The organism is Streptomyces sp. NPDC003023, assembly GCF_042888225.1.
Lineage (GTDB): Bacteria > Actinomycetota > Actinomycetes > Streptomycetales > Streptomycetaceae > Streptomyces.
Map to the genome: position 1 here is coordinate 111,645 of NZ_JBIAPL010000013.1, position 25,133 is coordinate 136,777.

Here is a 25,133-nt window from a genome sequence, read left to right on the forward strand (position 1 = left end):
CGTCCGTCCATGTGGGTGTTCCTGAGGAAGAAGCCCCCCGGAATGAGACACTCCGGGGGGATCGATCGGCATATGACTCTGGCCCCATGCGATCTTTGATACCCCATCTGAGCTGCGCCGATGCCACACTTACGGATGACACGGGGCGCTCGGCGGGTGCACTGGGCCCGATGGTTTCCCCAAGGTCGGACCCGTCGGTTCATGCGATTGACGCATTGCCGCGGCCGATTCGGGAGGCGTCCGACGGCCCCTCGGTCAGAGGAACTGGGCCTTCCCCGGGCCTTCCTCGACGAAGCTGCGCATGCCGCGCTCGCGGTCCTCGGTGGCGAACAGGCCCGCGAACCAGTTCCGTTCCACCGCAAGTCCCGTCTCGATGTCGGTCTCGAGCCCGGCGTCCACCGATTCCTTCGCCGCGCGCAAGGCCAGCGCCGGTCCCTTCGCCAGCGCCGCCGCCCAGGCACGCGCCTGCTCGTAGACCTCCGCGGCGGGGACGATCCGGTCCACCAGGCCGAGGGAGAGCGCTTCGTCCGCCTTCACCATGCGGCCCGTGAAGATCAGGTCCTTGGCGCGGGAGGGGCCGATCAGCCGGGAGAGCCGCTGGGTGCCGCCCGCGCCGGGAATCAGGCCCAGCAGGATTTCGGGCTGGCCGAGCTTGGCGTTGTCCGCGGCGATCCGGTAGTCGGCGCACAGCGCGAGCTCGCAGCCGCCGCCGAGGGCGTATCCGGTGACCGCGGCGACGACGGGCTTCGGGATCCGGGCGACGGCCGTGAAGGACTCCTGCAGGGCACGGGAGCGCACGATCATCGCCGTGTGGTCCATGGCCTGCATCTCCTTGATGTCCGCGCCGGCGGCGAACACCTTCTCACCGCCGTAGAGGATGACGGCCCGTACGTCCTCGCGGCGCGTGGCCTCTTCCGCGAGCTCACGCAGGCGGTCCTGGACGGCGATGTCGAGGGCGTTCATCGGGGGGCGGTCGAGCCTGATGGTGCCGACGCCTTCGGAGACTTCGAGAGAAACGGTCATGGGGCGAAGGTTAGTCCGCGTTAACGCGAGCGGGCCCGGTGCTGTTGCTCACAGCACCGGGCCCGTCTGCGGGGCGTGCTACTTCGTCCACTCCGACCAGGACATGTTCCAGCCGTTGAGGCCGTTGTCCGGAGCGATCTGCTTGTCCTTCGAGTTCTTCACGATCACCACGTCGCCGATGATCGAGTTGTTGTAGAACCAGGCGGACGGGGTGTTCTTGTCGTAGGCGCCGCGCACGTCGCGCAGCCCGACGCACCCGTGGCTGACGTTCGCCGAGCCGAACGTCCCCGGCGAGGCCCAGTAGTTGCCGTGGATGAACGTGCCGGAGGTGGACAGCCGCATGGCGTGCGGCACGTCCTTGATGTCGTACTCGCCGCCGAAGCCGACGGTTGCGCCGTTCATCCGGGTCACCTTGTACTTCTCGCTGATGACCATCTGCCCGTTGTACGTGGTGGTGGAGGGCGCGCCCGCGGTGATCGGGATGTTCTTGATCTCCTTGCCGTCGCGCACGACCTTCATGGTGTGGGCGCTCGCGTCGACGGTGGCCACCTGGCTGCGGCCGATGGTGAACGAGAAGCTCTTGGCCTGCGTGCCGTAGACGCCGGGCCGGCCCTCGACGCCGTCCAGATTGAGCTTGACGGTCACCTTGGTGCCGGCGGCCCAGTACTGCTCGGGGCGGAAGTCGAGGCGGTCGTTGCCGAACCAGTGGCCCTCGACCGGTACCGACGGCTCCGCGGTCACCGTGATGGCCTTCTCCACGGCTTCCGGCTCCGTGATGCCGCGGGTGAAGTTGATCGAGACGGGCATGCCGACGCCGACGGTGGAGCCGTGCTCGGGCGTGTAGTGGCCGATGAAGGTGTTCTTGGGCGTCAGCGTGGTGAAGGCGGTGTCACGGGCCGACTCCCGGCCGTCCGCGTCCTTGGCGACGGCGTGCACCTTGTACCGGGTGGAGCCCGCCAGATGGTGCAGCGGCTCCCAGCTCGCCCCGTCGGCGGACAGTTCGCCCTCGATCTTCGTGCCCTTGTCGTCCTGCACCGTGACCGTGGTCAGCCTGCCCTTGGCCGCGGTCACCTTCAGCGCGCCGCTGGTGGCGACGGCATCGGCACCGTCCTTGGGCGTGATGGTCACCACCGCCTGGGAGGCCGCGTTCTCGACCTTCCCGCCACCGTCCTTGCGATCCGCGTCCGCGCCGCCGCCCTTGCCGGAGCCCCCGCCCCCGCAGGCCGTCAGTACCAGCATCGCCCCCATCACCAGAGCAGACAGCACGGCGCCCCCGCGCCCGCGTCCGGTTCTGGCCGATGCACCCGATATCGGCTGCCCGTTCACAGTGTTGTTCTCCCCTCGCACGGCCTGGTGACGCCACGGCCCGCACCCCCGCGCGCCTCACGCGCGCACGGCGACAGACAATCACACCGCAGGTCGTCAAATGTGCACCTGAATGTCACCGTTCGGTCCCAACCCGGCAGGGAAGAAGCGCCAGGCCGGCGAGGCGTTCGCTACCTCAGCGCGGAACCCGCCTTCCAGCGCTGCCAGTCCAGGTTCCAGCCGCCCAGCCCGTTGTCGGGAGCGACCGTCCTGTCCTTGGAGCCGACTACCTCGACCACGTCCCCGATCAGCGTGCGGTCGAAGAACCAGCCGGCCGGAGACTCGCTGCTGCCGCCCTTGTCGTCCCGCAGGCCGACGCAGCCGTGCGAGACGTTCGCCGAGCCGAAGGTGTCGGGCGTGGCCCAGTAGTTGCCGTGCAGGAACGTGCCCGACGTGGTCAGCCGGATCGCGTGGGGCACGTCTTTGATGTCGTACTCGCCCTTGCCGTCCTTCCTGGTGAAGCCGACGGTCGCGCCGTTCATCCGGGTCACGTCGTACATCTCCGTGACCACCATCCTGCCGTTGTACGTCGTCGACTTGGGCGCGCCCGCGGTGATCGGCACGGTCGCCAGCAGCCGGCCGTCACGTACGACCTTCATGGTGTGCGCCGCCGCGTCGACGGTGGAAACCTGGGACCGGCCGACCGTGAAGGAGACCGTCTTGTGCTGGATGCCGTACACCTCCGGCGCCGCCTCGACGTCGCGCAGCCGCATGTCGACGGTGACCTCGGTGCCCGGCTTCCAGTAGGTACGGGGCCGGAAGTCGAGCCGCTCCTTGCCGAACCAGTGACCCACAACCTCCACCGGCGGCTGTGAACTGACGCGAATGGCACGCTCGACGGCCGCCCGGTTCTCGATCTTCCGGTTGAAGGCGAAGGAAACGATCATTCCGGTGCCGACGGTCGAGCGGTTCTCCGGTTTGAAGTAGCCGATGAACCTGCTGTCCGGCACCAGGGTCGTGAACGTGGTGTGGCGGGCCGCCCGCCGGCCGTGCCCGTCCAGTGCCACCACGTCCACGCTGTACTTCGCGGCGAGCTTCAGCCTGCTGCCGTCCTTGGGCCGCCAGCGCAGTCCGTCGTCGGAGATCTCCCCTTCGACCTCGGTCCTCGTGGCGTCCTCGATCCGGGTCACCTTCACGCGCTCCAGCCGGCCGCTGGGCAGCCGCACCTCCACGGTGTCGTCGGGGCGCACCTGCTTCGCCCCGTCGTCGGGCGTGACGCGGATCGTGCTCTTCTGCGACCGCGGCTTGTCGCCGATGCCGAGGGTCCCGCCGGAGCAGCCGACGAGCCCCGCGATCAGTCCTGCTCCTGCCAGGGCGACCCCGGCCCTGCGTCCTGCCCGCTTCAGTACATGTCTCACGTACCGGACAACGACGACGACCCTGCGGGGGCAACGTGAACGGCGCGCGATGTTGGGACGGGGGCCGCGCGGGCAGACATGGTGGGAGGACCACGCGTGGGGCACCGCGGCCGGGACGCCGCGAGCCGGCTCCACCGGAGCCCCCGGGCCCGGCAACGGTTTCAGCAGGGCCCGACGAGCCGCGGGAGGCCGGCAGGTGTCGAGCGCAGCCGAGCAGGAGACGGTGCGGGAGGAGGTGCCGGGCGAACCACCCGGCACCCGTTCGGCGGTGGCGGGCGCCCGCCGCCCGGCCCCGGACACCGGCGGGCACGGGTCGTCCCCCGCGCCCGAGACGCCGTTGCACAGGCCGCCGGTGTGGCCCGGTGCCCCCACTCCGCTGGGGGCGCGGTACCGGCAGGGCCCCGACGGGGTCGCGGGAACCAACTTCGCCCTGTGGGCGGGCGGCGCGGAAGGGGTGGAGCTGTGCCTCTTCGACGAGTCGGGCGCGGAGACCCGGCTGCCGCTCACCGAACTGACCCACGAGATCTGGCACGGCTTCGTGCCCGGCGTCGGACCTGGCCGGCGCTACGGCTACCGGGTGCACGGCCGGTGGGACCCCTGGACCGGGGCGCGCTGGAATCCGGCGAAGCTGCTTCTCGATCCGTACGCGAGGGCGGTAGACGGCGCCGGCGGAGACGAGTACGGCGCGCTGCCGCCCGAGGTGTACGGGCACGTCCGCGACTGGCCCGAACAGCATGTCGCCGACACGGTGCGCGACGACCGCGACTCGGCGCCGTACGTGCCCAAGGGGGTCGTCGTCCACGACGACGCGGACGGCGACGAGTGGATGGACGACCGCAGGCCCAAGACGCCGTGGGCGGACTCGGTCATCTACGAAGTGCACGTCCGCGGTTTCACCAGGCTGCACCCGGACATCCCCGGAGAACTGCGCGGCACGTACGCGGGGCTCGCCCACCCGGCGGCGATCGAGCACCTGGTGCGGCTCGGCGTGACGGCGGTCGAGCTGCTGCCGGTGCACCAGTTCGCGCACGAGGACCATCTGCTGCGCCGAGGGCTGCGCAACTACTGGGGCTACAACTCCATCGGCTACTTCGCCCCGCACGCGGCGTACGCGGCGTCGGGCACCGCCGGCGGGCAGGTCGGTGAGTTCAAGCGGATGGTGCGGGCCCTGCACGCCGCCGGGATCGAGGTCATTCTCGACGTGGTCTACAACCACACGGCGGAGGCGGGCGAGCTGGGGCCGATGCTGTCGCTGCGCGGCATCGACAACCGCGGCTACTACCGCCTGCAGCAGGACGCCCGCAGATACGCGGACTACACCGGCTGCGGCAACACGTTGCACGTGGTGCAACCCCATGTGCTGCGGCTGATCACCGACTCGCTGCGCTACTGGGTGACCGAGATGGGTGTCGACGGCTTCCGCTTCGACCTGGCCGCCGCGCTGGCCCGTTCGATGCACGACGTCGACATGCTGTCCCCCTTCCTCGCCGTCATCGCGCAGGACCCGGTGCTGCGCCGGGTGAAGCTGATCGCGGAGCCGTGGGACGTGGGCAGCGGGGGCTACCAGGTGGGTGCCTTCCCACCGCTGTGGACGGAGTGGAACGACCGGTACCGGGACGCCGTACGGGACTTCTGGCGCGGTGCCCTGCCCGACGTCCGCGATCTCGGCTACCGGCTGTCGGGCTCCAGCGACCTGTACGCCTGGGGTGGGCGGCGGCCGTACGCGTCGATCAACTTCATCACCGCCCACGACGGCTTCACCCTGCGCGACCTCGTCAGTTACGAGCGCAAGCACAACGAGGCCAACGGCGAGGGCAACCGCGACGGGACGAACGACAACCGGTCCTGGAACTGCGGCGCGGAGGGCGAGAGTGACGACCCGGACATCAACGCGCTGCGCCGCCGGCAGCTGCGCAACCTGCTGACCACCCTGCTGCTGTCGACGGGTGTCCCGATGATCGTCGCGGGCGACGAGATGGGCCGGACCCAGGGCGGCAGCAACAACGCCTACTGTCAGGACAACGAGGTCAGCTGGCTCGACTGGTCACTGCTCGACGAGCCCGGCCCGGCCGGTCTGCTGGAGCTCACACGGCGGCTGCTCACACTGCGCCACACCCATCCGGTGCTGCGCAGGCGCGCCTTCTTCGCCGGCCGCCCGCAGGCGGCGGACGGTCTGCGGGACCTCGCCTGGTTCACGCCACGGGGCAGCGAGATGACGGAAGGCGACTGGTACGCCCCCTCGGCCACGCTCGCCCTCTACCTGTCGGGCCGGGACATCCCCGGCCGGGACGCCCGCGGGTCGCAGGTGACGGACGACAGCTTCCTGACGGTGCTGCACGCGGGCGCGCAGCCCGTGGACTTCCTTCTGCCGGGGGCGCCGTGGGCCGAGGCGTACGAGCTGGTGGTGGACACCTCCCTGGAGGACCAGGCCGCGGCGCCGGGCTCGGTCCACGAGGGGGGTGAGGTGGTGCGGGTACCGGCCCGGTGCGTGCTCCTGCTGAAGGTCGTGACGTAGACGGTCACCTCCTCACCGTCAGCCGAGGATGCCGCGGTCGTACGCGAGGGCCACCGCGGCGGCGCGGTCCTTGGCGCCGAGTTTGGCGAAGATGTGGGTGAGGTGGGTCTTGACCGTGGCCTCGCTGATGAAGAGCTCGCGGGCGATCTCCCGGTTCGAGGTGCCCCTGGCGACCAGTTCCAGCACCTCCCGCTCGCGGGCCGACAGCGGTTCGCCACCCGGTGCGACGGGGTTGCGGACATGCGAGACGAGGCGCGAGGCGACCGCGGGCGAGAGCACGGTGCGGCCGTCCGCCGCGGCCCGTACGGCGGTGAACAGTTCGTCGCGGGGCGCGTCCTTGAGGAGGTAGCCCGTCGCACCGGCCTCGATGGCGGGCAGCGTGTCCGTGTCGGTGTCGTACGTGGTGAGCACCAGGACCCTGGAGCGGGCCCCTCGGCGGGCCAGTTCCGCGATCGCCGCCACTCCCCCGCCGCCGGGCATGCGCAGGTCCATGAGGACGACATCGGGGTCGAGGGAGACGGCGAGGTCCACTCCCGCCTCCCCGTTGGCCGCCTCACCGAGCACCTGGAAGCCGGGCGCGGACTCGAACATGCCGCGCAGACCGTCCCGGACGACCGGGTGGTCGTCCACGACGATCACGGTGATGGTCCTGATCATCTCGTCAGCCATGGCGCACCAACGGTACGCGAGCGGACACGGCCACACCCTGACCGGCCTCGGATTCGACGGCGACCGTGCCCGCGATCCGTTCGGCACGGGCCCGCATGCCGTCGAGACCGAAACCGCCGGTGCCGGAACGCGGCGCCACGGCAAGCGGATCGAAGCCGCGGCCGTCGTCGCGGACGTCGAGGGTCACCTCGTCGCCCATGTAGGAGAGGGTGACGCCGGCGCGGGTCGCCGCCGCGTGCCTGGCGGTGTTGGAGAGGGCCTCCTCCGCGATACGGAGCAGGGTGGCCGCGATCTCGTCGTGCAGCGGCTCCTCGCTGCCGGTCACGGTGAACCGGGCCCGCACACCGGTGCGTTCCGACCATGCGGCGACGGTGTTCTCGAGGGCCTTGGGGAGCGTGGCGTGCTCCAGGGCCGCCGGTGAGAGGTTCTGCACCGAGCGCCGCGCCTCCCCGAGGCTGTGCCGGGCGAGCGCGGCGGCGCTGGCGAGGTGCTGCCCGGCCAGCTCCGGGTCGTCGGTGGAGGTGACCACCTGGAGCTGGGTGATGATGCCGGCCAGTCCCTGGGCGATGGTGTCGTGGATCTCGGCTGCGAGTCGGCGGCGTTCGTCGGCGACGCCCGCCTCCCTGGCCTGGAGGACCAGTTGGGCGTGCAGTCCCGCGTTCTCGCCGAGAGCCTGCTCCAGGCGGGCGTTGGCGTCCTCCAGCGCCTGGATGGTGGCCAGGCGCTCCTTGGCCCGCTCCGTCTCCCGGACACCGAGGCGGGCGAAGAGCAGGCAGAGGGATGCGTTGAGGGCGTAGAGGCCGGCGAAGAGGACCCAGTGCATCGCCGAGCCGGGCGGCAGACCGCCGGCCTGCGAACCGGCCATGGTCACGGCCGTGGCCAGCAGCCCCGCGTACACCCGGCGCGCGGGCAGCAGATGACCGGAGTCGAAGTAGCCGAGGACGGCGTAGATGGAGAAGAGCGGGTTCAGCCAGGTGAGCGCGAAGGAGAGCACCGTCCGCAGAACGTAGTAGACCTGGCCGACGGGGGCGTACTCGGCCGCGTCCGGCTGCCGGGTGCCCCACCACACCTGGAGCACCGTCGCGGCGGCGACCAGCACCCCGGCGGCGTACATCTCGGCCCGGTTCATGAACTCGACGGCGACGGCGCCCGCGACCAGGGTGGCGAGGCCCAGGAGGGCGTAGGGACCGTAGCGGTAGAACTGCGCCCAGCGCTCCTCAATCGGCACGGCCGCTCCCGGCCTCGGCACCGTCCCGGACAGTTTCATGCGCCAAGTGTCACCCGCTCCCGCCACGGGTCTCACTGCCAGCGGAACCGGCGGACGGCCGCCGCGGTGAGCAGTACCGTCCACAGCGCGGTGACGCCCAGATCGGCCCAGGCCGGCCAACTGCCCGCCGCGGCCGCGTCGAGGGCCTGTGACGCGGCGCCGAGGGGCGTGAACTCGACGATGTGCTGCAGGGTCGCGGGCATGGTCTGCACGGGCAGCCACACTCCCGAGGTGAACATGGACGGGAAGAAGATCACCGAGCCGATCGCGGAGGCGATCTTCTGCGTCCTGGAGACGGCGCAGACGGTGGCGCCGAGCGCCAGCGCGCCGGCGGTCGTCAGCAGCATGGCGAGCACATAGCCCGCGGGCTGCCCGGGCAGCGGCACGTCGAACGCGATCCGGCCCACGGCCAGGGCGAGGAGGGCGGAGGCGACGGCCGCCGCGCCGTGCAGGACGAGCTGGGCGGTGAGCAGGGCGGACGGCCGCACCGGGGTTGTCGACATCCGGCGCAGGATGCCCCGCTCGCGGTAGCCGGTGAGGACCGGCGGCATGGCCTGCAGCCCGGCCATGATCATGGCGAGGAGCACGGCGACCGGCACATAGAGGTCGATGACGCGCCGGCCGCCGATGTCGTCGGACGCCTCGCGGAACGACGGGATCAGTCCCAGGATCGTCATGAGCAGCGTCGGGAAGAGCAGGATCCAGAACAGCGAGCCGGGCTCCCGGAGGAAGAGCCGGGCCTCGGTCCTCAGTACGGTGACGGAGGCGGCGGAGGAGGCGGAGCCGCGGACAGGGGTGGTCGTGGTGGTCATCGGGCGCTGTCCTCCGTGAGGTCGAGGAACGCGTCGTCCAAGGTGGCCTCGGACACGCGGAGCTGACGGGCGGTGATGCCGAGCCTCGCCAGCAGTGAGGTCACCGCGGTGACGGTCTCGTCGGTGCCTTGGACGACGATCCGGCCGCCCCCGGTCTCGACGGACGCCACCTGCGGCAGTGCGGCCAGTTCCCGCTCGTCGAGCGGGGCGGAGGGAGTGAAGGAGATGACCGCCGACGCGGCGGACCGGCCGATCAGCCCGGCCGGGGTGTCGAGCGCGGCGACCCGGCCCTTGTCGATGACCGCGATCCGGTCGCAGAGGCGCCGCGCCTCCTCCATGAAGTGCGTGACGAGCAGCACGGTGACGCCCGATTCGCGTACGTCCTCGACGAGTCGCCAGGTGTCCCGGCGCGCCCTGGGGTCGAGTCCGGTGGTGAGCTCGTCGAGGACGACGATCCGCGGGCTGCCGATGAGGGCCAGCGCGATGGACAGCCGCTGTTGCCGGCCGCCGGAGAGCTTCGCGAAGCGGGTGTCCAGCTCCGTCTCCAGACCGAGCCGCTCGGCCAGCGCCCGCCAGTCGGCAGGCCGGTCGTGGAAGGACGCGTACAGCTCGAGGGCCTCGCGCACGGTGAGCTTGGGCTGCAGCTCGCTCTCCTGGAGTTGTGCGCCGAGCAGCCGGGTGACCTGCTCATGGTCTGCCACCGGGTCGAGACCGGCGACCCTGACCGTGCCCGAGTCGGGTGTCCGCAGGCCCTCCACGCATTCGACGGTGGTCGTCTTGCCCGCCCCGTTCGGGCCGAGGATCCCGAAGATCTCGCCCTCCTCGACCGCGAAACTCACCCCGTCGACAGCGAGCCTGCCGTCGTAGGACTTCCGCAGCCCGTTCACTTCCACGATCGTCATACGGGAAGGCTCCCGCGCGGCGGGTGCCCGCCACATCGCCCATCACGCTCGGACCCGCATCAGCCGATCGGTTGACACGACTCTGCGACCGTCAGGGTCGCCGGGCCGTTCCCGGAGCGCCGCGTCCGCGCACCGCGGGGACCGCGGCGGCAGCGGCGGCCGCGAGCCCGGCGAGTTGCACCGCCACACCGGTGACCGCGAGAGGCCCGCCGGTCTCCAGGGTGGCGGTGACGTCGTGGCTGTTGACGGCGGCGCCCACCAGGAAGAAGACCGCCGCGGCGGAGGCGAGCAGGGGGACGGGGCGCCGTGGGACGAGCAGCACGGCGAGTGCGACGGCGAGGAAGACGAAGGGGCCGGGGCCGTCGTAGCCCTGGGCGAAGTCGCCCGCGGAGGCGGCGAGCATGCCGGACCAGGCCAGGAGGGCAGCGGGTGAGCGCCGAGCGGCAAGGGCGTTCACCGGCCGTCTCCCGTCGCTGTGGCACGACGCCGGCCGCCGGCGGTCCGGGACCTCCGCACCAGGGCCCACGTCGCGCCGGCGGTGATGAGGACGAGCATGACGAGTTCCACGGCGGTTGCCACCACCACGAGGGAGTTCCCGGAGGCGAGGTTGTCCCACGCGTCCGGGGCCACCAGGGCGCCGAATCCGATCCACAGGCCGTTGGCCAGAGCGAACGATTCCGTCCAGACGCCCGGCCGCCAAACAAGCAGGGCCGCTGCGGCAAGGGGGAGCACAAGCCCCGGTGGGACGACGGGATAGTCGGCGCCGCCGGCTGTCTGGAGGACGATGGTGGAGGCCATGACCAGCAGGGCTGCGACGGTGAACCGCACAGCGGTGGGTTTCTTCTTCATGCCCCGAACGCTAGGGACCGCTGCCCTTCCGGGCGTCGCCCCGCGGAAGGCATCCGGACTGCGCCGCCGGTCGTACGGCGGTGCCGCGCAACGGCCCCCGGACGGCCGAGGTTTCCCGTCCGGCCCAGGCCGGCCCGGACGGGGCGCCGGGCCCGTGCTGCTCCCTCGGAAGTACCGGCTCGCCGGCCCGGCGGCAGGTCGCCCCGGCGGCGGCGCCACCGGTCCCGGTGTACTCCGCCCGGCGGAAAACCACATGAGCGGTGTCAGTGGTGACTCGTAGGCTCGCACCTGATGCCCACAACACATTCGGATACCAAGGACCGGTCCACCGTGAGTTCGCTCCTGCGGCTGTGGCCGTACGTGCGCCCGGTCCGTGCGCGCCTGTTCAGCGCGGCTCTCGTCGCGATCGTGGCCTCGTGCCTCAGCCTCGTCATCCCGCTGGTCCTGAAGTGGATCGTGGACGGACCGGTCGCCGGCGGCGATCCGGGCGGGGTCTGGTTCGGCGCGCTCGTCCTGCTGCTGCTGGGCATCGCGGAGGCGGTGCTGTTCGGCTTCCGCCGGTGGCTGGTCGCCCGTCCGCTGGCGGGCGTGGAGGCGGCCATGCGGGCCGATCTGTTCCGGCATCTGCAGCGTCTTCCGGTTGCCTTCCACGACCGGTGGGCCTCCGGCCAACTGCTCTCCCGCGGCACCACGGACCTGATGCTGCTGAGGATGTTCCTGGCGTTCCCGCTGACCTTCCTGCTCGTCAACGGCACCACGATCCTTGTCGGGTTCGTCATCCTGCTCGGTCAGGAGTGGACGCTCGGTCTCGTCCTGCTGGCCCCCGTCGTACCACTGGTCTTCGTCTGTTCGCTCTTCGAGGCGCGCTACTCCCTGGTCGCCCGTAAGGCGCAGGACCAGGTCGGCGATCTGACGACGGTCGTCGAGGAGAGCGTCCTCGGCATCCGCATCATCAAGGGCTTCGGCCGGCACCGCGCCCAGGCAGCGGCGTTCCGAAGTCTGTCCGAGCGGCTGCGCGGCACGGAACTCGTCAAGGCCCGTCTGCTGGGCGGCGTATGGGCCCTGATCACGGTCATCCCCGAGCTGGCCATCGGCGCGGCGCTGGTGCTGGGCACGATCCAGGTCGCGGACGGCGGCCTCTCCGCCGGCACCCTCGTGGCGTTCCTCTCGACGGCGCTGGCGCTGCGCTGGCCGGTGGAGTCGATCGGCTTCCTGCTGGCCATGAGCCAGGAGGCGGCGACGGCGGCGGACCGGTACTTCGAGGTGCTGGACGCCGAGGAGGAGCAGGAGACGTACGACGCCGGTGCGGCCGCGCCGTCCAAGGGCGCAGGCGGACTGCGCTTCGACGGCGTCGAGTTCCGCTACCCGGACGCGTCCCCGGGGTCCGCGCCCGTCCTCGACCGGATCGACCTGCACGTGCGCCACGGCGAGACCATGGCGCTGGTCGGGGCCACGGGCAGCGGCAAGACCACGCTGACCGCGCTCGTACCGCGGCTGTACGAGCCGACCGGTGGGCGGATCACGCTCGACGGGCAGGACATCACCGCCATGCCGCGCGAGCGGCTGCGGGAGCTGGTGTCGGTCGCCTTCGAGGAGCCGACGCTGTTCTCCGCGAGCGTCGGCGAGAACGTCCTCATGGGCGGCAGCGGCGAGGCCGACGACACCGAGCTGCGCCGGGCCCTGGACATCGCTCAGGCCGGGTTCGTGGACGCTCTGCCGCACGGCCCGGCCACACAGGTCGGCGAGCAGGGTCTGAGCCTGTCCGGCGGTCAGCGCCAGCGCCTCGCGCTGGCGCGCGCCGTCGTCGGCCGGCCGCGCTTCCTGGTGCTGGACGACCCGCTCTCCGCGCTCGACGTGCACACGGAGGCTCTGGTGGAGGCCGCGCTGCGCCGGGTCCTGGCGGACACCACCGCGCTGGTGGTGGCCCACCGGCCGTCGACGGTGATGCTCGCGGACCGGGTCGCGCTGTTGTCCGAGGGCCGCGTCGCGGCGGTGGGCACCCACCAGGAACTGCTGCGTACCAACGCGGAGTACGCATGGCTGATGTCCGGCACGGCCGGGCCCGACGGCACGGTGGAACCGGTGGACGGGCCCGGTCGCGCGGCGCCCTCGCCGACCGGCGGCCGGGAAGCGGCGGAGTCCGCGCGTACCGAAAGGACTGCACAGTGACGACGGGTTCGACGACGGGCGCGGCAAGCGGATCGGCGGCTGAAGACCTCGCGGCATCGGCTGCGCAGGACGTCGCGGCACAGGCCGAGAACTCGGCCCGCCCGGCAGCCGGAGCAGGAGGAAGGCAAGGGCCGGTGGACGGGCCCGACCACGGCCGCCCCGCCGCCGGCGACCCCTTCGACCAGGACGCCCTGCCCGCGCCCGCCGGCGCGACGGGCGCACTGCTGCGCTCGCTGCTCGCTCCCCGGCGCGCCCGTGTCGTGCTCGCCGCCGTACTCCTGCTGCTCCAGCAGGCGGCGGTGCAGGCCGGTCCACTGCTCGTGGCGTACGCGATCGACCGCGGCGTCCCGGCGCTGCGCGCGCACGACTACGGCCCGCTGATCGCGGTCGGCGTGGGCTACGCGCTGTGCTCGGGGGCCGCGGGAGCGCTCCAGTACGCCTTCATCCGCGCCGCGGCCCGCGTCAACCAGGACGTGCTGCTCGATCTGCGCGGCCGGATCTTCCGCCACGCGCAGGCGCTGAGCGTCGACTTCCACGAGCGGTACACGTCCGGCCGGCTGATCTCCCGCTCGACGACCGACGTCGAGTCGCTGCGCGAGTTGCTGAGCGAGGGGCTCCAGGAGCTCATCGGCGTCGTGCTGGCCTTCGTGTACATCTCGGCCATGCTGCTCTGGCTCGACCTCGGGACCGGCGGCCTGGCCGTCCTGTCGTTCGTACCGCTCTATCTCCTCGTACGTCTCTACCAGCGCCGCGCCCAGTCGGTGTTCATGGCCCGCTCCACGGCGATCGCGGCGGTCATCGTCAAGTTCGCCGAGACGATGAACGGCATCCGCCCCGTGCGGGCCTTCCGGCGGGAGCGGGCCAACGACGCCGACTTCCACACCCTCAACCACCACCACGAGCGCCGCAACGGCGACGCGATCCTGGAGATGGCGCGCTATGTCGTCGGCTCCCGGCTCGTCGCCAACACCGCCGTCGCTGCGATGGTCCTGTGGGGCGCGTACCGGGTCGCCGGCGGCACGATGGCGCTCGGCGTGCTGGCGGCGGCGGTGCTGTACCTGCGGCGGCTGTACGACCCGATCGACCGGCTCGGAATGTTCCTCAACTCCTACCAGTCGGCGGCCGCCTCGCTCGAGAAGATCGCGGGCCTGCTGGCGCAGGCGCCGACGGTTCCGGAGACGAGCGAGCCGCGTGAGCTACCGGTACGGGACTCCGGCAGGCCCGGGCGTGAGGTCGTGTTCGAGAAGGTCCGCTTCGCCTACCGCACGGGCGGCGAGGTGCTGCCCAGCTTCGACCTGACGATCCCCGCAGGGCAGACCGTCGCGGTCGTCGGCTCGACCGGCGCCGGGAAGTCGACACTCGCCAAGCTGCTGGCCCGCTTCTACGACCCGACGGAGGGGCGGGTGCTGCTCGACGGCACCGATCTGCGCGACCTCGCGGTGCCCGAACTGCGGCGCGGCGTGGTGATGGTGACCCAGGAGGCGTTCCTGTTCTCGGGGACGGTCGCGGAGAACATCGCGATCGGCAGGCCGGAGGCGACCCGCGCGGACATCGAGCAGGCCGCGAAGGCGATCGGCGCGCACGACTTCATCGCCTCCCTGCCCGACGGCTACGACACGGACGTGCGCAAACGCGGCGGGCGGATCTCGGCGGGCCAGCGGCAATTGGTGGCGTTCGCCCGCGCGCTGCTCGCCGACCCCGCGGTGCTGATCCTCGACGAGGCGACGAGCTCCCTGGACATCCCCGGCGAACGGGCGGTGCAGCGCGCGATGGACACGGTGCTCCAGGGCCGTACGGCGGTGGTGATCGCGCACCGGCTGTCCACGGTGGAGATCGCGGACCGGGTGCTGGTGATGGAGCACGGCAGGATCGTCGAGGACGGCACGCCGGACGAACTCATCAGCGGCGAGGGCAGGTTCGCGGGGCTGCACCGGGCATGGCGGGACAGCGTGGTGAGCTGAGCCGTATCCGACGGCGACGAGGTGGCGCGACGGTGCCGGGCGGTTGGCATCGGGTGTCTGCGTGACACGCTGGTCAAGGATCGTGACGTGGTCGGCGCCGGTGTCGGCAGGCGGGCCGGCTCGGTCGGTTCGTCGCACCGGCTGCCGGCAGCTTCTCGCGTTCGACGCAGGCCTGCCGCGCGACGACGACAACTGTTCGACAACCGCCTCCCGTTACGATCGATCGGCTCGGCCGACATGTCATGGCGCCAGGGGTTCTTTCTCGAATGATCGTCGACATCTTGCGATTCTCAGCGGGCGTTACCAACGCCCGGTCAACGGACTGGGAATTGAGGATTCGTTGCGCGTGCGCGAGGCCGCGTCCACCACAACCGCCGCCGCGACTGTTCACGAATACCTTGTGGCACCCACAATCGACCCACTTGAATACGCAGATCTTCAGCCACGGCGAGATGTTCGATGATTCCTGCGGCGAACGCTGCCCAGGCGTATGGTTTCTGAGCACCCGAGGAATGGGCTGCGGGTGCCGTAGTGGCCGACCTCGCGGCTGACGGCCCGAAGAGCCGAAACGGGCCGCCGGGGAATCCGGCGACCCGTCACCGACGAACGGATCGATTCCTCAGCAGGCCCGCCATGAGCTGATCGCATCGTTGGCGCTCGATCCGACGTTGGGGCTCGAGCCACCCGCGGGGATGATCTTCAGTGTGGCCCCGCGCCAGTTGTCGTGCTGGTAGAAGCAGACCTGGGAACCGGTGCGGTTCCACAGGGAGGTGGTCAGGTCGTTCATGTAACCGCCGACGCTTGAACGTTCGGGCCCGGGCGCGAAGAGGTAACGACCCTGGTAGTTGCTGTCACCCCATACGCACACGTATCCGCTGGGACAGTCCTGCGGATCGGCGCTCGCCGGCGTCCCTCCCGCAATGATCGAGGTGGCCGTCACACAAACCGCCGCAATGGCACCGGAGACAAATGTCTTCCTCATGAGCTTCTCCCTTCCTGTTGATGATTCGCACGCACTCCTCACCTTCCTCGACAGACCGCAGGTGCGAGGTTTCCCCGTGCGTGCAATTCAATGGAATCAACCCCGGACGAACAGGTCGACCCCAGGTCGAGCAGAAGTCCGAAACAGATCGATCAATGTCTGGGTGACCCCGATTGCATCCCGTCATGACAAGCTTTTTCCAACCGGACGGCTGATTCACGTTATTAAGTGGCCGAATGCCGCCCGGACTTAACTGCTCTTCACCTCCGGACCGCTGCGAGCTGAACCCGGTGGACCAAATCGCGATGCTCACTGCCCACGTGCCCGTCGAACTCGTGGACGTGAATACGAACATCACCCCTGTCAACCCGGAGCGGCGGGAGCGGCGGGAGCGAACCGCCCCGGCGGTCACCACGCCCACCGCCACGGAGACCTGCCGCAGGAATAGGGGTGCACTCCGGCGCAGCACCCTCTTCGGGAGCGACACATCACCGAAGCGCGGCACGGCGTCGGGCCCGCACAAACGCCCATGACCACCGGGCAACACCTCGCACAACGTCCGCTCAGCGGACATGACCTTTCAGGCAACGGACGATTTCCAGCCAACTTCTTGTCACGCCCCTGACAGAAACCGTTCGTGGCTGTCACTCTTCCTGCGATCCGATCCACGCACCACCGCTCCGCTTGCTCTGCCCGGCCGACCCACCCAGCCGACCGGGACCCCCCTCGCAGAAGGAGTCCGCGTGAGACCCACGCATCGCCGGCGCGCCACCGCGACCGGAGCCCTCATCGCCACCGCCGCCATGCTCGCGGTCGGCTTCCAGGCCGGAACCTCCGCCGCCGCCCCGCAGGAGGCACCGGCGGCGGCGCAGACGGGCAAGGCGGACCCGGGCGCCCTGCCCAAGAGTCTGTCCCCGGCCCAGCGCGCGGAGCTGATACGCGAGGCGTCCGCCACGACGGCCGCCACCGCGAAGGAACTCGGCCTGACCGCCAAGGAGAAGCTCGTCGTCCGGGACGTCACCCAGGACCGCGACGGCACGACGCACACCCGCTTCGAGCGCACCTACGAGGGCCTGCCGGTCCTCGGCGGCGACCTCGTGGTCGCCGAGAGCGCGACGGGTGCGACGGAGTCGGTCACGAAGGCCTCCCGCGCCGCCCTCAAGAACGTCGACACCAGCGCCGACCTCGCACCGGCGACAGCGGAGAAGCAGGCACTCGGCGCCGCCAAGGCGGAGGGCTCGAAGGAGACGAAGGCCGAGCGGGCGCCCCGCAAGGTCGTCTGGATGGGCACCGGCAGCCCCACCCTCGCCTACGAGACCGTGGTCGGCGGCCTGCAGCACGACGGCACCCCGAACGAGCTGCACGTCGTCACCGACGCCGCCACCGGCGAGAAGCTCTACGAGTGGCAGGCCGTGCACAACGGCACCGGCAACACCCAGTACAGCGGCCAGGTGACGCTGGGCACCGCGCCGTCGTACACGCTCACGGACACCAACCGCGGCAGCCACAAGACGTACAACCTCAACCGCGGCACGTCGGGCACCGGCACCCTGTTCTCCGGCCCGGACGACATCTGGGGCAACGGCTCGCCGTCCAACCTGGAGACCGCGGGCGCCGACGCGCACTACGGCGCCGCCCTCACCTGGGACTACTACAAGAACGTGCACGGCCGCAGCGGCATCCGCGGCGACGGCGTCGGCGCGTACTCCCGGGTCCACTACGGCAACAACTACGTCAACGCGTTCTGGCAGGACAGCTGCTTCTGCATGACGTACGGCGACGGCTCGAACAACAGCAAGCCGCTCACCTCCATCGACGTGGCCGCGCACGAGATGACGCACGGCGTCACCTCCAACACCGCCGGCCTGGTCTACAGCGGCGAGTCCGGCGGTCTCAACGAGGCGACCAGCGACATCTTCGCCGCGGCCGTCGAGTTCCACGCGAACAACTCCCAGGACGTGGGCGACTACCTCGTCGGCGAGAAGATCGACATCCGCGGCAACGGCACCCCGCTGCGCTACATGGACAAGCCCAGCAGGGACGGCTCGTCCAAGGACTACTGGTACTCGGGCATCGGCAACGTCGACGTCCACTACTCCTCGGGCCCGGCGAACCACTGGTTCTACCTCCTCTCCGAGGGCAGCGGCGCCAAGACGGTCAACGGCGTCAGCTACGACTCGCCGACCTCGGACGGCCTGCCGGTGACCGGCATCGGCCGTGAGAAGGCCGCGCTGATCTGGTACAAGGCGCTCACCACCAAGTTCAGCTCCCGCACCGACTACGCGGGCGCCCGCACCGGCACCCTCGCGGTCGCGACGGAGCTGTACGGGGCGAGCAGCGCCGAGGTCAAGTCCGTCACCGACGCCTGGGCCGGCGTCAACGTCGGCTCCCGCCCCGGTGGGGGCGGCGACCCGGGCGACGGCACGGTCTTCGAGAACACGGCCGACGTGGCCATCCCGGACGCCGGGGCCGCGGTGACCTCCTCGGTCAACGTCACCGGCCGCACGGGCAGCGCCCCGTCCGCCCTCAAGGTCGGCGTCGACATCGTCCACACCTGGCGCGGTGACCTGGTCATCGACCTCCTCGCCCCGGACGGAACCGCCTACCGCCTGAAGAACTCCAGCGGTTCGGACTCGGCGAACGACGTCAAGGAGACCTACACCGTCAACGCCTCGAGCGAGACGGCCAACGGCACCTGGAAGCTCCGGGTGCAGGACGTGGCCCGCTACGACACGGGCTACATCAACAGCGTCAAGCTCACCTTCTGACGCTCCGGAGGCCGAAGGCCTCCGCATCGATCCGGGGCGCTGCCCGGGACGCCGAAGAGGCTCCCGGGCAGCGCCCTTCCATGCCGTCCGGACGGACGTCCCGGCGTGCTCAGCCGGTGGCGTCGGGCATCGACCGGGCCCTGGCGCCCCTCCCCCTGGTGGGCCGTCGGATCGACCCCGAACTGATCCGCCGGGACTGACGGGATGTCTACGCTGGCGGCCATGACCGAGGCCGCCGGCGCACCCGCCGAACCCGAACCCACGTCCGTGCCCACGTCCGTACCCGAACCCACGTCCGCGCACGGGCACGAGCACGGGCACGGGCACGGGCCGGTGCCCGTGCGTGTCCTCCTCGCCGACGACGAGACCCTGTTGCGGGCCGGAGTGCGCGCGATCCTGGCCGCCGATCCGGACATCGAGGTCGTCGCGGAGGCCGGCGACGGACGCGAGGCCGTCGAACTGGCGCTGCGGCACCGGCCGGACGTGGCGCTCCTGGACATCCGGATGCCGCGGCTCGACGGGCTCGCGGCCGCAGAGGAGTTGCGGCGGGCGGCGCCCGGTACGTCGGTCGTCGTGCTCACCACGTTCTCCGAGGACGAGTACGTCGAGCGGGCCCTCGGTGCGGGCGTCAGCGGGTTCCTCCTCAAGTCCGGTGACCCGCGGGAGCTGATCGCGGGCGTGCGGGCGGCGGCCCGGGGCGCCGCCTGCCTCTCCCCCGAGATCGCGCGCCGGGTGCTCGACCGGCTCGACGGCGGCCGCATGTCGCGGCGGGCGGAGGCCAGGGCGGCACTGGAGCCGTTGACCGGTCGCGAGCGGGAGGTGGTCGCGCTCGTCGGGGCCGGGCTGTCCAACGCGGAGATCGCGGCCCGGCTGTTCGTCGTGGAGGGCACGGTCAAAGCCCATGTCAGCGCCGTCCTCGGCAGGCTGGCGCTCAGAAATCGCGTGCAGCTGGCGATCCTCGCGTACGAGGCGGGAGTCGTGACCCAGACCTGAATGCGACAACCAAAGGTTGACGATGCCCCAGACGTCAACCTAAGGTTGTCGCATGACAGATCCAGTCCGCATGACTCATCCCGTCCGGCTCGACGATCTGATCGACGCGATCAAGAAGACGCACACCGATGCGCTCGACCAGCTCTCCGACGCCGTCATCGCCGCCGACCACCTCGGGGACATCGCCGACCATCTCATCGGCCACTTCGTGGACCAGGCCCGCCGTTCCGGTGCCTCGTGGACCGACATCGGCCGGTCCATGGGGGTGTCCAAGCAGGCCGTGCAGAAGCGCTTCGTGACCAAGGAGTCCGACCGGCCGCTCGACCTCGACCCCAGCCAGGGCTTCGGCCGCTTCACCGACCGCGCGAGGAACGTGGTCATGGCCGCTCAGAACGAGGCCCGCGCCGCGGGCAACGCACATGTCGGTCCGGAACATCTCGGTCTCGGCCTGCTGGCCGAGCCGGAGGGCCTCGCCGCCAAGGCGGTCGCCGAGCAGGGCGTGACCCCGGACATGGTCCGCGGCTCGCTCACCACGGCCCTGCCGGCCCCGGCCGAGGAACTGCCCGAGGTCATTCCGTACGACGCACGGGCCCGCAAGGCACTCGAACTCACCTTCCGCGAGGCACTGCGCCTCGGCCACAACTACATCGGTACGGAACACATCCTGCTGGCTCTGCTCGAGGCGGAGAACGGCACCGGCCCGCTGTCCGGCCTCGGTCTCACCAAGGAGGCCACCGAGCAGCACATCACCGAACTGCTCGCGCCCTTCCTCGGCCCGCCGAAGAAGTGAGCACGCCGCGATGCCCCCACTTTCGTCAGGGGCCCTGACCCGGGGCCGTGCGGCAAGGTGGGGGCATGCGCGGAGAACGGCGGAGGGACTGGCTCACGGACCTGGCCCTGTGGACGGTCCTGGCCGGGTCCGTGGTGCTCAAATCGGACCCGGCCGACGGCGGCTCGTGGTGGTGGGTCGGTTTCGGCGTACCACTCACCGGTGTCGCCGTACTGCTGTGCCGGGCACGGCCGCTGGCCTCGCTGGCGATCGTGGTGGTGCTCAGCGGATGGCAGAGCCTGGAGCTGTTCACACCGTCGTACGCGGTCGGGCTGGCCGCCTTCGGCTACCTCGCGGGGCGCCGTACGGCGACCGCCCGGCCGGCTCTGCTCACCTTCACCGGATTCGCCGCCACGGGCCTGGTCCTCTCCCTGCTCCTCGACGACCTGTGGACCTGGTTCGCGCAGCTCGCCACGCTCCTCTTCGCCGTCGTGGTGCCGTGGCTCGGTGGCCGCTATGTCCGCCAGTACGCCCAACTGGTGGCCACGGGCTGGCAGTTGGCGGACCGGATGGAGCGCGAGCAGGAGGCGGTGGCCGACCGTGAACGGCTGCGTGAGCGGTCCCGTATCGCCGGGGACATGCACGACTCCCTCGGCCACGATCTGTCCCTGATCGCCGTGCGGGCCGCCGCGCTCGAGGTCGACCCGGGCCTGGACGGTCGCCACCGGGCGGCGGCGGGCGAACTCCGGCAGGCCGCCGCGGACGCCACGGCCCGGCTGCGGGACATCATCGGCGTACTGCGCGAAAACGGCGGCGCCCCGACCTCCCCCGCCGACGAGACCGTGACGGCCCTCGTGGAGCGGACCCGTGGCTCCGGCATGACGGTCGAGCTGGCCGAGCAGGGCACACCGGCCGCCCTGCTCCCGATGACCGACCGGGCCGTGCACCGTGTCGTCCAGGAGTCGCTGACGAACGCGGCGAAGCACGCGCCGGGCGCGGCGGTCCGGGTCCATCTGTCGTACGGCGCGGACGACGTCACCGTTCGCGTCACCAACTCCACGCCGGTGTCCGCCCCTTCACTCGCCTCCGGCGGTACGGGACTCGTCGGTCTCGACGAACGCGTCCGTCTGGCGGGCGGAACGCTCACCCACGGCCCGGACGGGTCCGGCTTCGCCGTGACCGCCCGTCTTCCCCTGGCGCCGGACGCCGCACTCGCGCCGCCTCCCGCGCCGGCCTCGGCCCGCGCGCTGGACCACGCCCGCCGCCGGGTCCGCCGTGGCCTGGTCCAGGCGATCACCGTGCCGGTGGCGGTGGCAGCCGTCCTGGCGGTCCTGATCCTCGGTTTCCGCATGTACAGCGACACCCGCACGGTCATGGACCGCGACCAGTACGACCGCGTCCGGGTCGGCGACGCCCGCGCCGACGTACTGACCCGGCTGCCCCGCCTCTCCCTGGACGGCGCGCCGGCGGGCGTGGACCCGGAACCGCCGGACGCGGGCGACTGCGAGTACTACCGCGCCGTCAAGTACGAGGCCTCCCCGGCCTACCGCCTCTGTTTCAAGGAGGGCCGCCTCGACTCGAAGGCGATCGTCACGGACGTCGACAACGAGGAGTTCAGGACCGGCCGGCCCACCGAATACGGCGGTCCATGAGCTTCTTGATCGCTCGGGGAGCAGCGGCCGACGGGCCGAGGGACATACGGCTTCGGACCGAAGCCCGAGGGTCGGGCATCACGCCCCGCCCCGTCGGGCGGTCACCCCCGCTTCACCCGCTTCACCCGCTTCCACCAGCGGGACAGACGCCCTGGGCCGAACGTGAGCGGCTCCCAGTCCAGCCCGGCGTCCCAGTCCGTCTCCTGCCGGGCCCAGCCGGTCATCGCGCGCACCACCGGCTCCGGCCCGTCGAGGATCGTCTGGAAGTGCCGCTCGTCCGAACCGTCGCGGTGCTCCAAGGTGTAGGTGCCGCCGGTCTCGTGCCAGACCTGGACGAGGACGTCCGGCAGGGCCGGTGTCCGCTGGACGACGAGGAAGTGGTCGCCCTCGCCACCGATGCGGTGCACCAGCCCGGCAAGCCGCTCGGCGGTCACACCGGCGTGGTGTTCACCGTTCTCCGTCTGCACCGTGATGTTCGGCATGGCGCTCACTCTCTCAGAGGCGGTCCGCCGTGTGCCCCCCGGCCGGTGCGGCCGGGGGGCACAGGGCAGGGACGACGGCGTCCGTCACTTCATGCCGAGCAGTTGCTCCAGCGGGTCGATGGCGAAGTAGACGAGGAAGAGCGCCGCGGTGCCCCACAGCAGCCAGTGCACCTCACGGGCCTTGCCCAGGCACGCCTTGATGACCACGTAGGCGATGAAGCCGGCGCCGATGCCGTTGGTGATGGAGTAGGTGAACGGCATGACGACGATGGTCAGGAAGGCGGGGACGGCGACGTCGTAGCGCTCCCAGTCGATGTGCTTGACCTGGGTCATCATCAGGAACCCGACCGCGACGAGGGCCGGGGCCGCGGCCTGGAGCGGCACGATCGTCAGCACGGGGGCCAGGAACAGGGCGAGAGCGAACAGACCACCGGTGACGAGGTTCGCGAAGCCGGTCCGAGCACCCTCGCCGACACCGGCGGCGGACTCGATGTAGGTGGTGGCCGACGAGGCGGAGGAGGCGCCGCCCGCGACGGCGGCCGCACCGTCGATGAGCAGAACGCGGCCCAGGCCGGGGACCTGGCCGCGCTCGTCGAGAAGTCCCGCTTCGGCGGTGACGCCGACGACGGTGCCCATGGTGTCGAAGAAGTCGGAAAGGATCAGGGTGAAGACGAGCAGGACGACCGTCAGGACGCTGACCTGACCGAACGAGCCGAACAGGTCGAAGTTGCCCAGCAGTCCGAAGTCGGGGGCGGCGAAGGGCTTGTCGGGCAGGGCGGGCGACGTCAGTCCCCAGGACTTGACGTCGGCGACCGCGTTGACGACGACGGCGACGAGGGTCATCAGCACGATGCTGATGAGGATGGCGCCCTTCACCTTGCGGGCGAGCAGCACGATGGTCAGAAGCACGCCGAGGCAGAAGACGAGCATGGGCCAGCCGGTGAGGGTACCGCTGCCGAGCTGCACGGGGACGGTGGTGTTCGCGGCGTCCGGGATACGGGTGACGAAGCCGGCGTCCACGAAACCGATGAAGGCGATGAAGAGGCCGATGCCGACGCTGATCGCTTGTTTCAGGGGCTGCGGGATGGCGTGCATGACCGCCTCACGCAGACCGGTGACCACCAGCGCGCAGATCAGCAGACCCTCGATCACGATGAGGCCCATCGCGTCGTCCCAGCTCATCAGGGGAGCGACCTGGAAGGCGACGACGGCGTTGATACCGAGGCCCGCGGCAAGGGCGAGCGGCAGGTTGCCGCCGACACCCATGATCAGGGTCATGACCGCTGCCACCAGGGCGGTGGCCGTGGCCAGTTGACCGGCGTCGAGCTGCTCGCCGAACTTGTCCTTGGCGCTGCCGAGGATGATCGGGTTGAGCACGAGGATGTACGCCATCGTGAAGAACGTGGCGAACCCGCCACGTATCTCCCGACCGTATGTCGAGCCCCGTTCACTGATACGGAAGAACCGGTCGAGTGGACTGCCGGATCTGTTGGGCGACATATCGGTCGTCCTGGTCGCACTGTTCTGCATGGCGGCGTCTCCTGGGCCTACGGGGGTGGGGAGCGAAAAGCACGGAGGAGCCGGAGGGGGAACGTGCGCCGACTTTTTGTACGAACACACATGCGGCACCCCGCGTGGCGGATCATACGCGGCATAAGCCGGTTCACAACCAACTGGAAACGTACGAGGATTGGCAGCTTCCGGTCAGCCTCTCGTCAGTTCCTACGAAATCTCGAGCGACCTATTCCGCATAATGGGATGCAGGAGACAGCCCCCGTGGAGTAGCGGCGAGTAACTGCCTACTCTCGCCCCGTGCATCCTCCCCTTCCCTTCAATGCGCGCGCCGCCCGCACTCTGCGCGAGAAACTCGGGATGGCGCCCGGCCACGTCGCGTACGGCATGGCCGCCTCCTTCGGCATGACCCACATCACCCCGGAGCACGTCGCCGCGTGGGAACGCGGCACCGCTCTTCCCACCACCGACGAACTCACCGCCCTGGCCGGTGCCCTGTGGTGCTCCCCCGGCGAACTCATGGGCCACGCCCGCACCCTGCGCGAGCACCGTCTCGCCCGCGGCCTCCACGCCGACGACATAGCCCGCGCCACGGGCCTGACGCTCGAGGCCTACCACTACATGGAGGAGACCGGTCAATGGACGGGCGACAAACGCCAGTCCGCCGCGCTCGGCCAGGTACTCGGCCTGCCGCCCCGTGACTTCATCTCCATCACCGGTCTCGACGACGAACTCACCCGCCTGCTCACCGAGGCCGTCTCCACGCGATGGCAGGCCCACATCAAGCCCATAGCCAAACTCATCGGCATGGAGCGCCGCGACCTGCAGGACGCCCTGCGCGACATGCACCAGGAGTACCAGACCCTCATGGCCGCCACCCTCAGCCGGGCCGGCGGCACCACCGCCTCCGGCGAGGACGGCCGACGCTACCTCGACGAGATCGTCGACCACTTCTGGTCCCGCCTCCCGGACCACTGACCCCGACCGTCCACGGTCGTTCCGCTCCTGGCGATCGAGGTCGGCAAGACCCGGATCAGGAGACCGTGCAGGACGCAATTGCCTGTGGATCACCATCTGCCGTAAAG

20 protein-coding genes are annotated in these 25,133 nt (G+C 70.7%); 8 read left to right on the forward strand and 12 right to left on the reverse strand.

Annotation, left to right across the window (positions count from 1 at the left end; translation table 11 throughout):
• Positions 1 to 255: 255 nt before the first annotated feature.
• The 3 genes from ACFYV1_RS30915 to ACFYV1_RS30925 form a co-directional block, all read right to left on the reverse strand.
• Positions 256 to 1,023 (reverse strand): enoyl-CoA hydratase/isomerase family protein, encoded by a 768-nt coding sequence (locus ACFYV1_RS30915; RefSeq protein WP_389398922.1) that lies wholly within the window; start codon positions 1,021 to 1,023, stop codon positions 256 to 258.
• 78 nt (positions 1,024 to 1,101) lie between these two features.
• Entirely contained in the window at positions 1,102 to 2,349 is a 1,248-nt protein-coding gene (locus tag ACFYV1_RS30920) for an Ig-like domain-containing protein (RefSeq protein ID WP_389398923.1), read from the reverse strand.
• A gap of 170 nt (positions 2,350 to 2,519) precedes the next feature.
• Complete coding sequence (locus tag ACFYV1_RS30925) at positions 2,520 to 3,746, reverse strand: Ig-like domain-containing protein (RefSeq protein ID WP_389398924.1); 1,227 nt, start codon at positions 3,744 to 3,746, stop codon at positions 2,520 to 2,522.
• A 196-nt stretch (positions 3,747 to 3,942) separates the two neighbouring features.
• Between ACFYV1_RS30925 and glgX the strand changes: the two genes are divergently transcribed.
• On the forward strand, positions 3,943 to 6,261 hold the full coding sequence (gene glgX, locus ACFYV1_RS30930; RefSeq protein ID WP_389398925.1) for a glycogen debranching protein GlgX: 2,319 nt from the start codon (positions 3,943 to 3,945) through the stop codon (positions 6,259 to 6,261).
• A gap of 18 nt (positions 6,262 to 6,279) precedes the next feature.
• On the opposite strand, the gene ACFYV1_RS30935 is transcribed toward glgX, so the two are convergent.
• Genes ACFYV1_RS30935 through ACFYV1_RS30960 form a run of 6 tightly spaced genes read right to left on the reverse strand, consistent with a single transcriptional unit; the run spans position 6,280 to position 10,760 of the window.
• Entirely contained in the window at positions 6,280 to 6,930 is a 651-nt protein-coding gene (locus tag ACFYV1_RS30935) for a response regulator (RefSeq protein ID WP_389398926.1), read from the reverse strand.
• Positions 6,923 to 8,197, reverse strand: a complete 1,275-nt coding sequence (locus ACFYV1_RS30940) for a sensor histidine kinase (protein WP_389398927.1) — start codon at positions 8,195 to 8,197, stop codon at positions 6,923 to 6,925. Before ACFYV1_RS30940 ends, ACFYV1_RS30935 begins: the two co-directional genes overlap by 8 nt.
• A gap of 32 nt (positions 8,198 to 8,229) precedes the next feature.
• The gene (locus ACFYV1_RS30945; RefSeq protein WP_389398928.1) at positions 8,230 to 9,009 is read right to left on the reverse strand and encodes an ABC transporter permease; all 780 of its coding nucleotides are present in this window, start codon (positions 9,007 to 9,009) and stop codon (positions 8,230 to 8,232) included.
• On the reverse strand, positions 9,006 to 9,947 hold the full coding sequence (locus tag ACFYV1_RS30950; protein ID WP_389398929.1) for an ABC transporter ATP-binding protein: 942 nt from the start codon (positions 9,945 to 9,947) through the stop codon (positions 9,006 to 9,008). The genes ACFYV1_RS30945 and ACFYV1_RS30950 overlap by 4 nt, the downstream gene beginning before the upstream one ends.
• Before the next feature lie 55 nt (positions 9,948 to 10,002).
• Positions 10,003 to 10,368 carry a hypothetical protein gene (locus ACFYV1_RS30955; protein WP_389398930.1) on the reverse strand — a complete coding sequence of 122 codons (366 nt, stop codon included), beginning with the start codon at positions 10,366 to 10,368 and terminating at the stop codon, positions 10,003 to 10,005.
• Entirely contained in the window at positions 10,365 to 10,760 is a 396-nt protein-coding gene (locus ACFYV1_RS30960; RefSeq protein WP_389398931.1) for a hypothetical protein, read from the reverse strand. Before ACFYV1_RS30960 ends, ACFYV1_RS30955 begins: the two co-directional genes overlap by 4 nt.
• Positions 10,761 to 11,051: 291 nt before the next feature.
• On the opposite strand from ACFYV1_RS30960, the gene ACFYV1_RS30965 reads away from it, so the two are divergent.
• Both ACFYV1_RS30965 and ACFYV1_RS30970 read left to right on the forward strand, forming a co-directional pair.
• Positions 11,052 to 12,929 (forward strand): ABC transporter ATP-binding protein, encoded by a 1,878-nt coding sequence (locus ACFYV1_RS30965; RefSeq protein WP_389398932.1) that lies wholly within the window; start codon positions 11,052 to 11,054, stop codon positions 12,927 to 12,929.
• A gap of 134 nt (positions 12,930 to 13,063) precedes the next feature.
• Positions 13,064 to 14,890, forward strand: a complete 1,827-nt coding sequence (locus ACFYV1_RS30970) for an ABC transporter ATP-binding protein (protein WP_389398933.1) — start codon at positions 13,064 to 13,066, stop codon at positions 14,888 to 14,890.
• Between the two features lie 619 nt (positions 14,891 to 15,509).
• Here ACFYV1_RS30970 and ACFYV1_RS30975 read toward each other — a convergent pair.
• A complete protein-coding gene (locus tag ACFYV1_RS30975; protein WP_389398934.1) occupies positions 15,510 to 15,872 on the reverse strand; it encodes a peptidase inhibitor family I36 protein in 363 nt (120 codons plus the stop codon).
• Between the two features lie 743 nt (positions 15,873 to 16,615).
• On the opposite strand from ACFYV1_RS30975, the gene ACFYV1_RS30980 reads away from it, so the two are divergent.
• From ACFYV1_RS30980 to ACFYV1_RS30995, 4 genes are all read left to right on the forward strand, one after another.
• A complete protein-coding gene (locus ACFYV1_RS30980) occupies positions 16,616 to 18,640 on the forward strand; it encodes a M4 family metallopeptidase (protein ID WP_389398935.1) in 2,025 nt (674 codons plus the stop codon).
• Positions 18,641 to 18,862: 222 nt separating this feature from the next.
• The gene (locus tag ACFYV1_RS30985) at positions 18,863 to 19,633 is read left to right on the forward strand and encodes a response regulator (RefSeq protein WP_389398936.1); all 771 of its coding nucleotides are present in this window, start codon (positions 18,863 to 18,865) and stop codon (positions 19,631 to 19,633) included.
• 52 nt (positions 19,634 to 19,685) lie between these two features.
• A complete protein-coding gene (locus ACFYV1_RS30990) occupies positions 19,686 to 20,423 on the forward strand; it encodes a Clp protease N-terminal domain-containing protein (protein ID WP_389398937.1) in 738 nt (245 codons plus the stop codon).
• Between the two features lie 65 nt (positions 20,424 to 20,488).
• On the forward strand, positions 20,489 to 22,054 hold the full coding sequence (locus ACFYV1_RS30995; protein ID WP_389398938.1) for a sensor histidine kinase: 1,566 nt from the start codon (positions 20,489 to 20,491) through the stop codon (positions 22,052 to 22,054).
• A 101-nt stretch (positions 22,055 to 22,155) separates the two neighbouring features.
• Here the strand turns inward: ACFYV1_RS30995 and ACFYV1_RS31000 are convergent, their stop codons facing one another.
• The gene (locus ACFYV1_RS31000; RefSeq protein ID WP_389398939.1) at positions 22,156 to 22,536 is read right to left on the reverse strand and encodes a hypothetical protein; all 381 of its coding nucleotides are present in this window, start codon (positions 22,534 to 22,536) and stop codon (positions 22,156 to 22,158) included.
• Between the two features lie 84 nt (positions 22,537 to 22,620).
• Positions 22,621 to 24,066, reverse strand: coding sequence for an NCS2 family permease (locus ACFYV1_RS31005; protein WP_389398940.1), 1,446 nt, complete (start codon positions 24,064 to 24,066; stop codon positions 22,621 to 22,623).
• Positions 24,067 to 24,348: 282 nt separating this feature from the next.
• Here ACFYV1_RS31005 and ACFYV1_RS31010 point away from each other — a divergent pair, with 282 nt between their 5' ends.
• Positions 24,349 to 25,026 (forward strand): helix-turn-helix domain-containing protein, encoded by a 678-nt coding sequence (locus ACFYV1_RS31010; RefSeq protein ID WP_389398941.1) that lies wholly within the window; start codon positions 24,349 to 24,351, stop codon positions 25,024 to 25,026.
• The last annotated feature ends 107 nt before the right edge of the window (positions 25,027 to 25,133 follow it).

What these genes read in the sequence shown, in the direction of transcription:
- ACFYV1_RS30915 (WP_389398922.1), bottom strand. Translation starts at nt 1,023, where the DNA reads ATGACCGTTTCTCTCGAAGTCTCCGAAGGCGTCGGCACCATCAGGCTC.
- ACFYV1_RS30935 (WP_389398926.1), bottom strand. Translation starts at nt 6,930, where the DNA reads ATGGCTGACGAGATGATCAGGACCATCACCGTGATCGTCGTGGACGAC.
- ACFYV1_RS30940 (WP_389398927.1), bottom strand. Translation starts at nt 8,197, where the DNA reads ATGAAACTGTCCGGGACGGTGCCGAGGCCGGGAGCGGCCGTGCCGATT.
- ACFYV1_RS30945 (WP_389398928.1), bottom strand. Translation starts at nt 9,009, where the DNA reads ATGACCACCACGACCACCCCTGTCCGCGGCTCCGCCTCCTCCGCCGCC.
- ACFYV1_RS30950 (WP_389398929.1), bottom strand. Translation starts at nt 9,947, where the DNA reads ATGTGGCGGGCACCCGCCGCGCGGGAGCCTTCCCGTATGACGATCGTG.
- ACFYV1_RS30960 (WP_389398931.1), bottom strand. Translation starts at nt 10,760, where the DNA reads ATGAAGAAGAAACCCACCGCTGTGCGGTTCACCGTCGCAGCCCTGCTG.
- ACFYV1_RS30965 (WP_389398932.1), top strand. Translation starts at nt 11,052, where the DNA reads ATGCCCACAACACATTCGGATACCAAGGACCGGTCCACCGTGAGTTCG.
- ACFYV1_RS30975 (WP_389398934.1), bottom strand. Translation starts at nt 15,872, where the DNA reads ATGAGGAAGACATTTGTCTCCGGTGCCATTGCGGCGGTTTGTGTGACG.
- ACFYV1_RS30985 (WP_389398936.1), top strand. Translation starts at nt 18,863, where the DNA reads ATGACCGAGGCCGCCGGCGCACCCGCCGAACCCGAACCCACGTCCGTG.
- ACFYV1_RS30990 (WP_389398937.1), top strand. Translation starts at nt 19,686, where the DNA reads ATGACAGATCCAGTCCGCATGACTCATCCCGTCCGGCTCGACGATCTG.
- ACFYV1_RS30995 (WP_389398938.1), top strand. Translation starts at nt 20,489, where the DNA reads ATGCGCGGAGAACGGCGGAGGGACTGGCTCACGGACCTGGCCCTGTGG.
- ACFYV1_RS31000 (WP_389398939.1), bottom strand. Translation starts at nt 22,536, where the DNA reads ATGCCGAACATCACGGTGCAGACGGAGAACGGTGAACACCACGCCGGT.
- ACFYV1_RS31005 (WP_389398940.1), bottom strand. Translation starts at nt 24,066, where the DNA reads ATGCAGAACAGTGCGACCAGGACGACCGATATGTCGCCCAACAGATCC.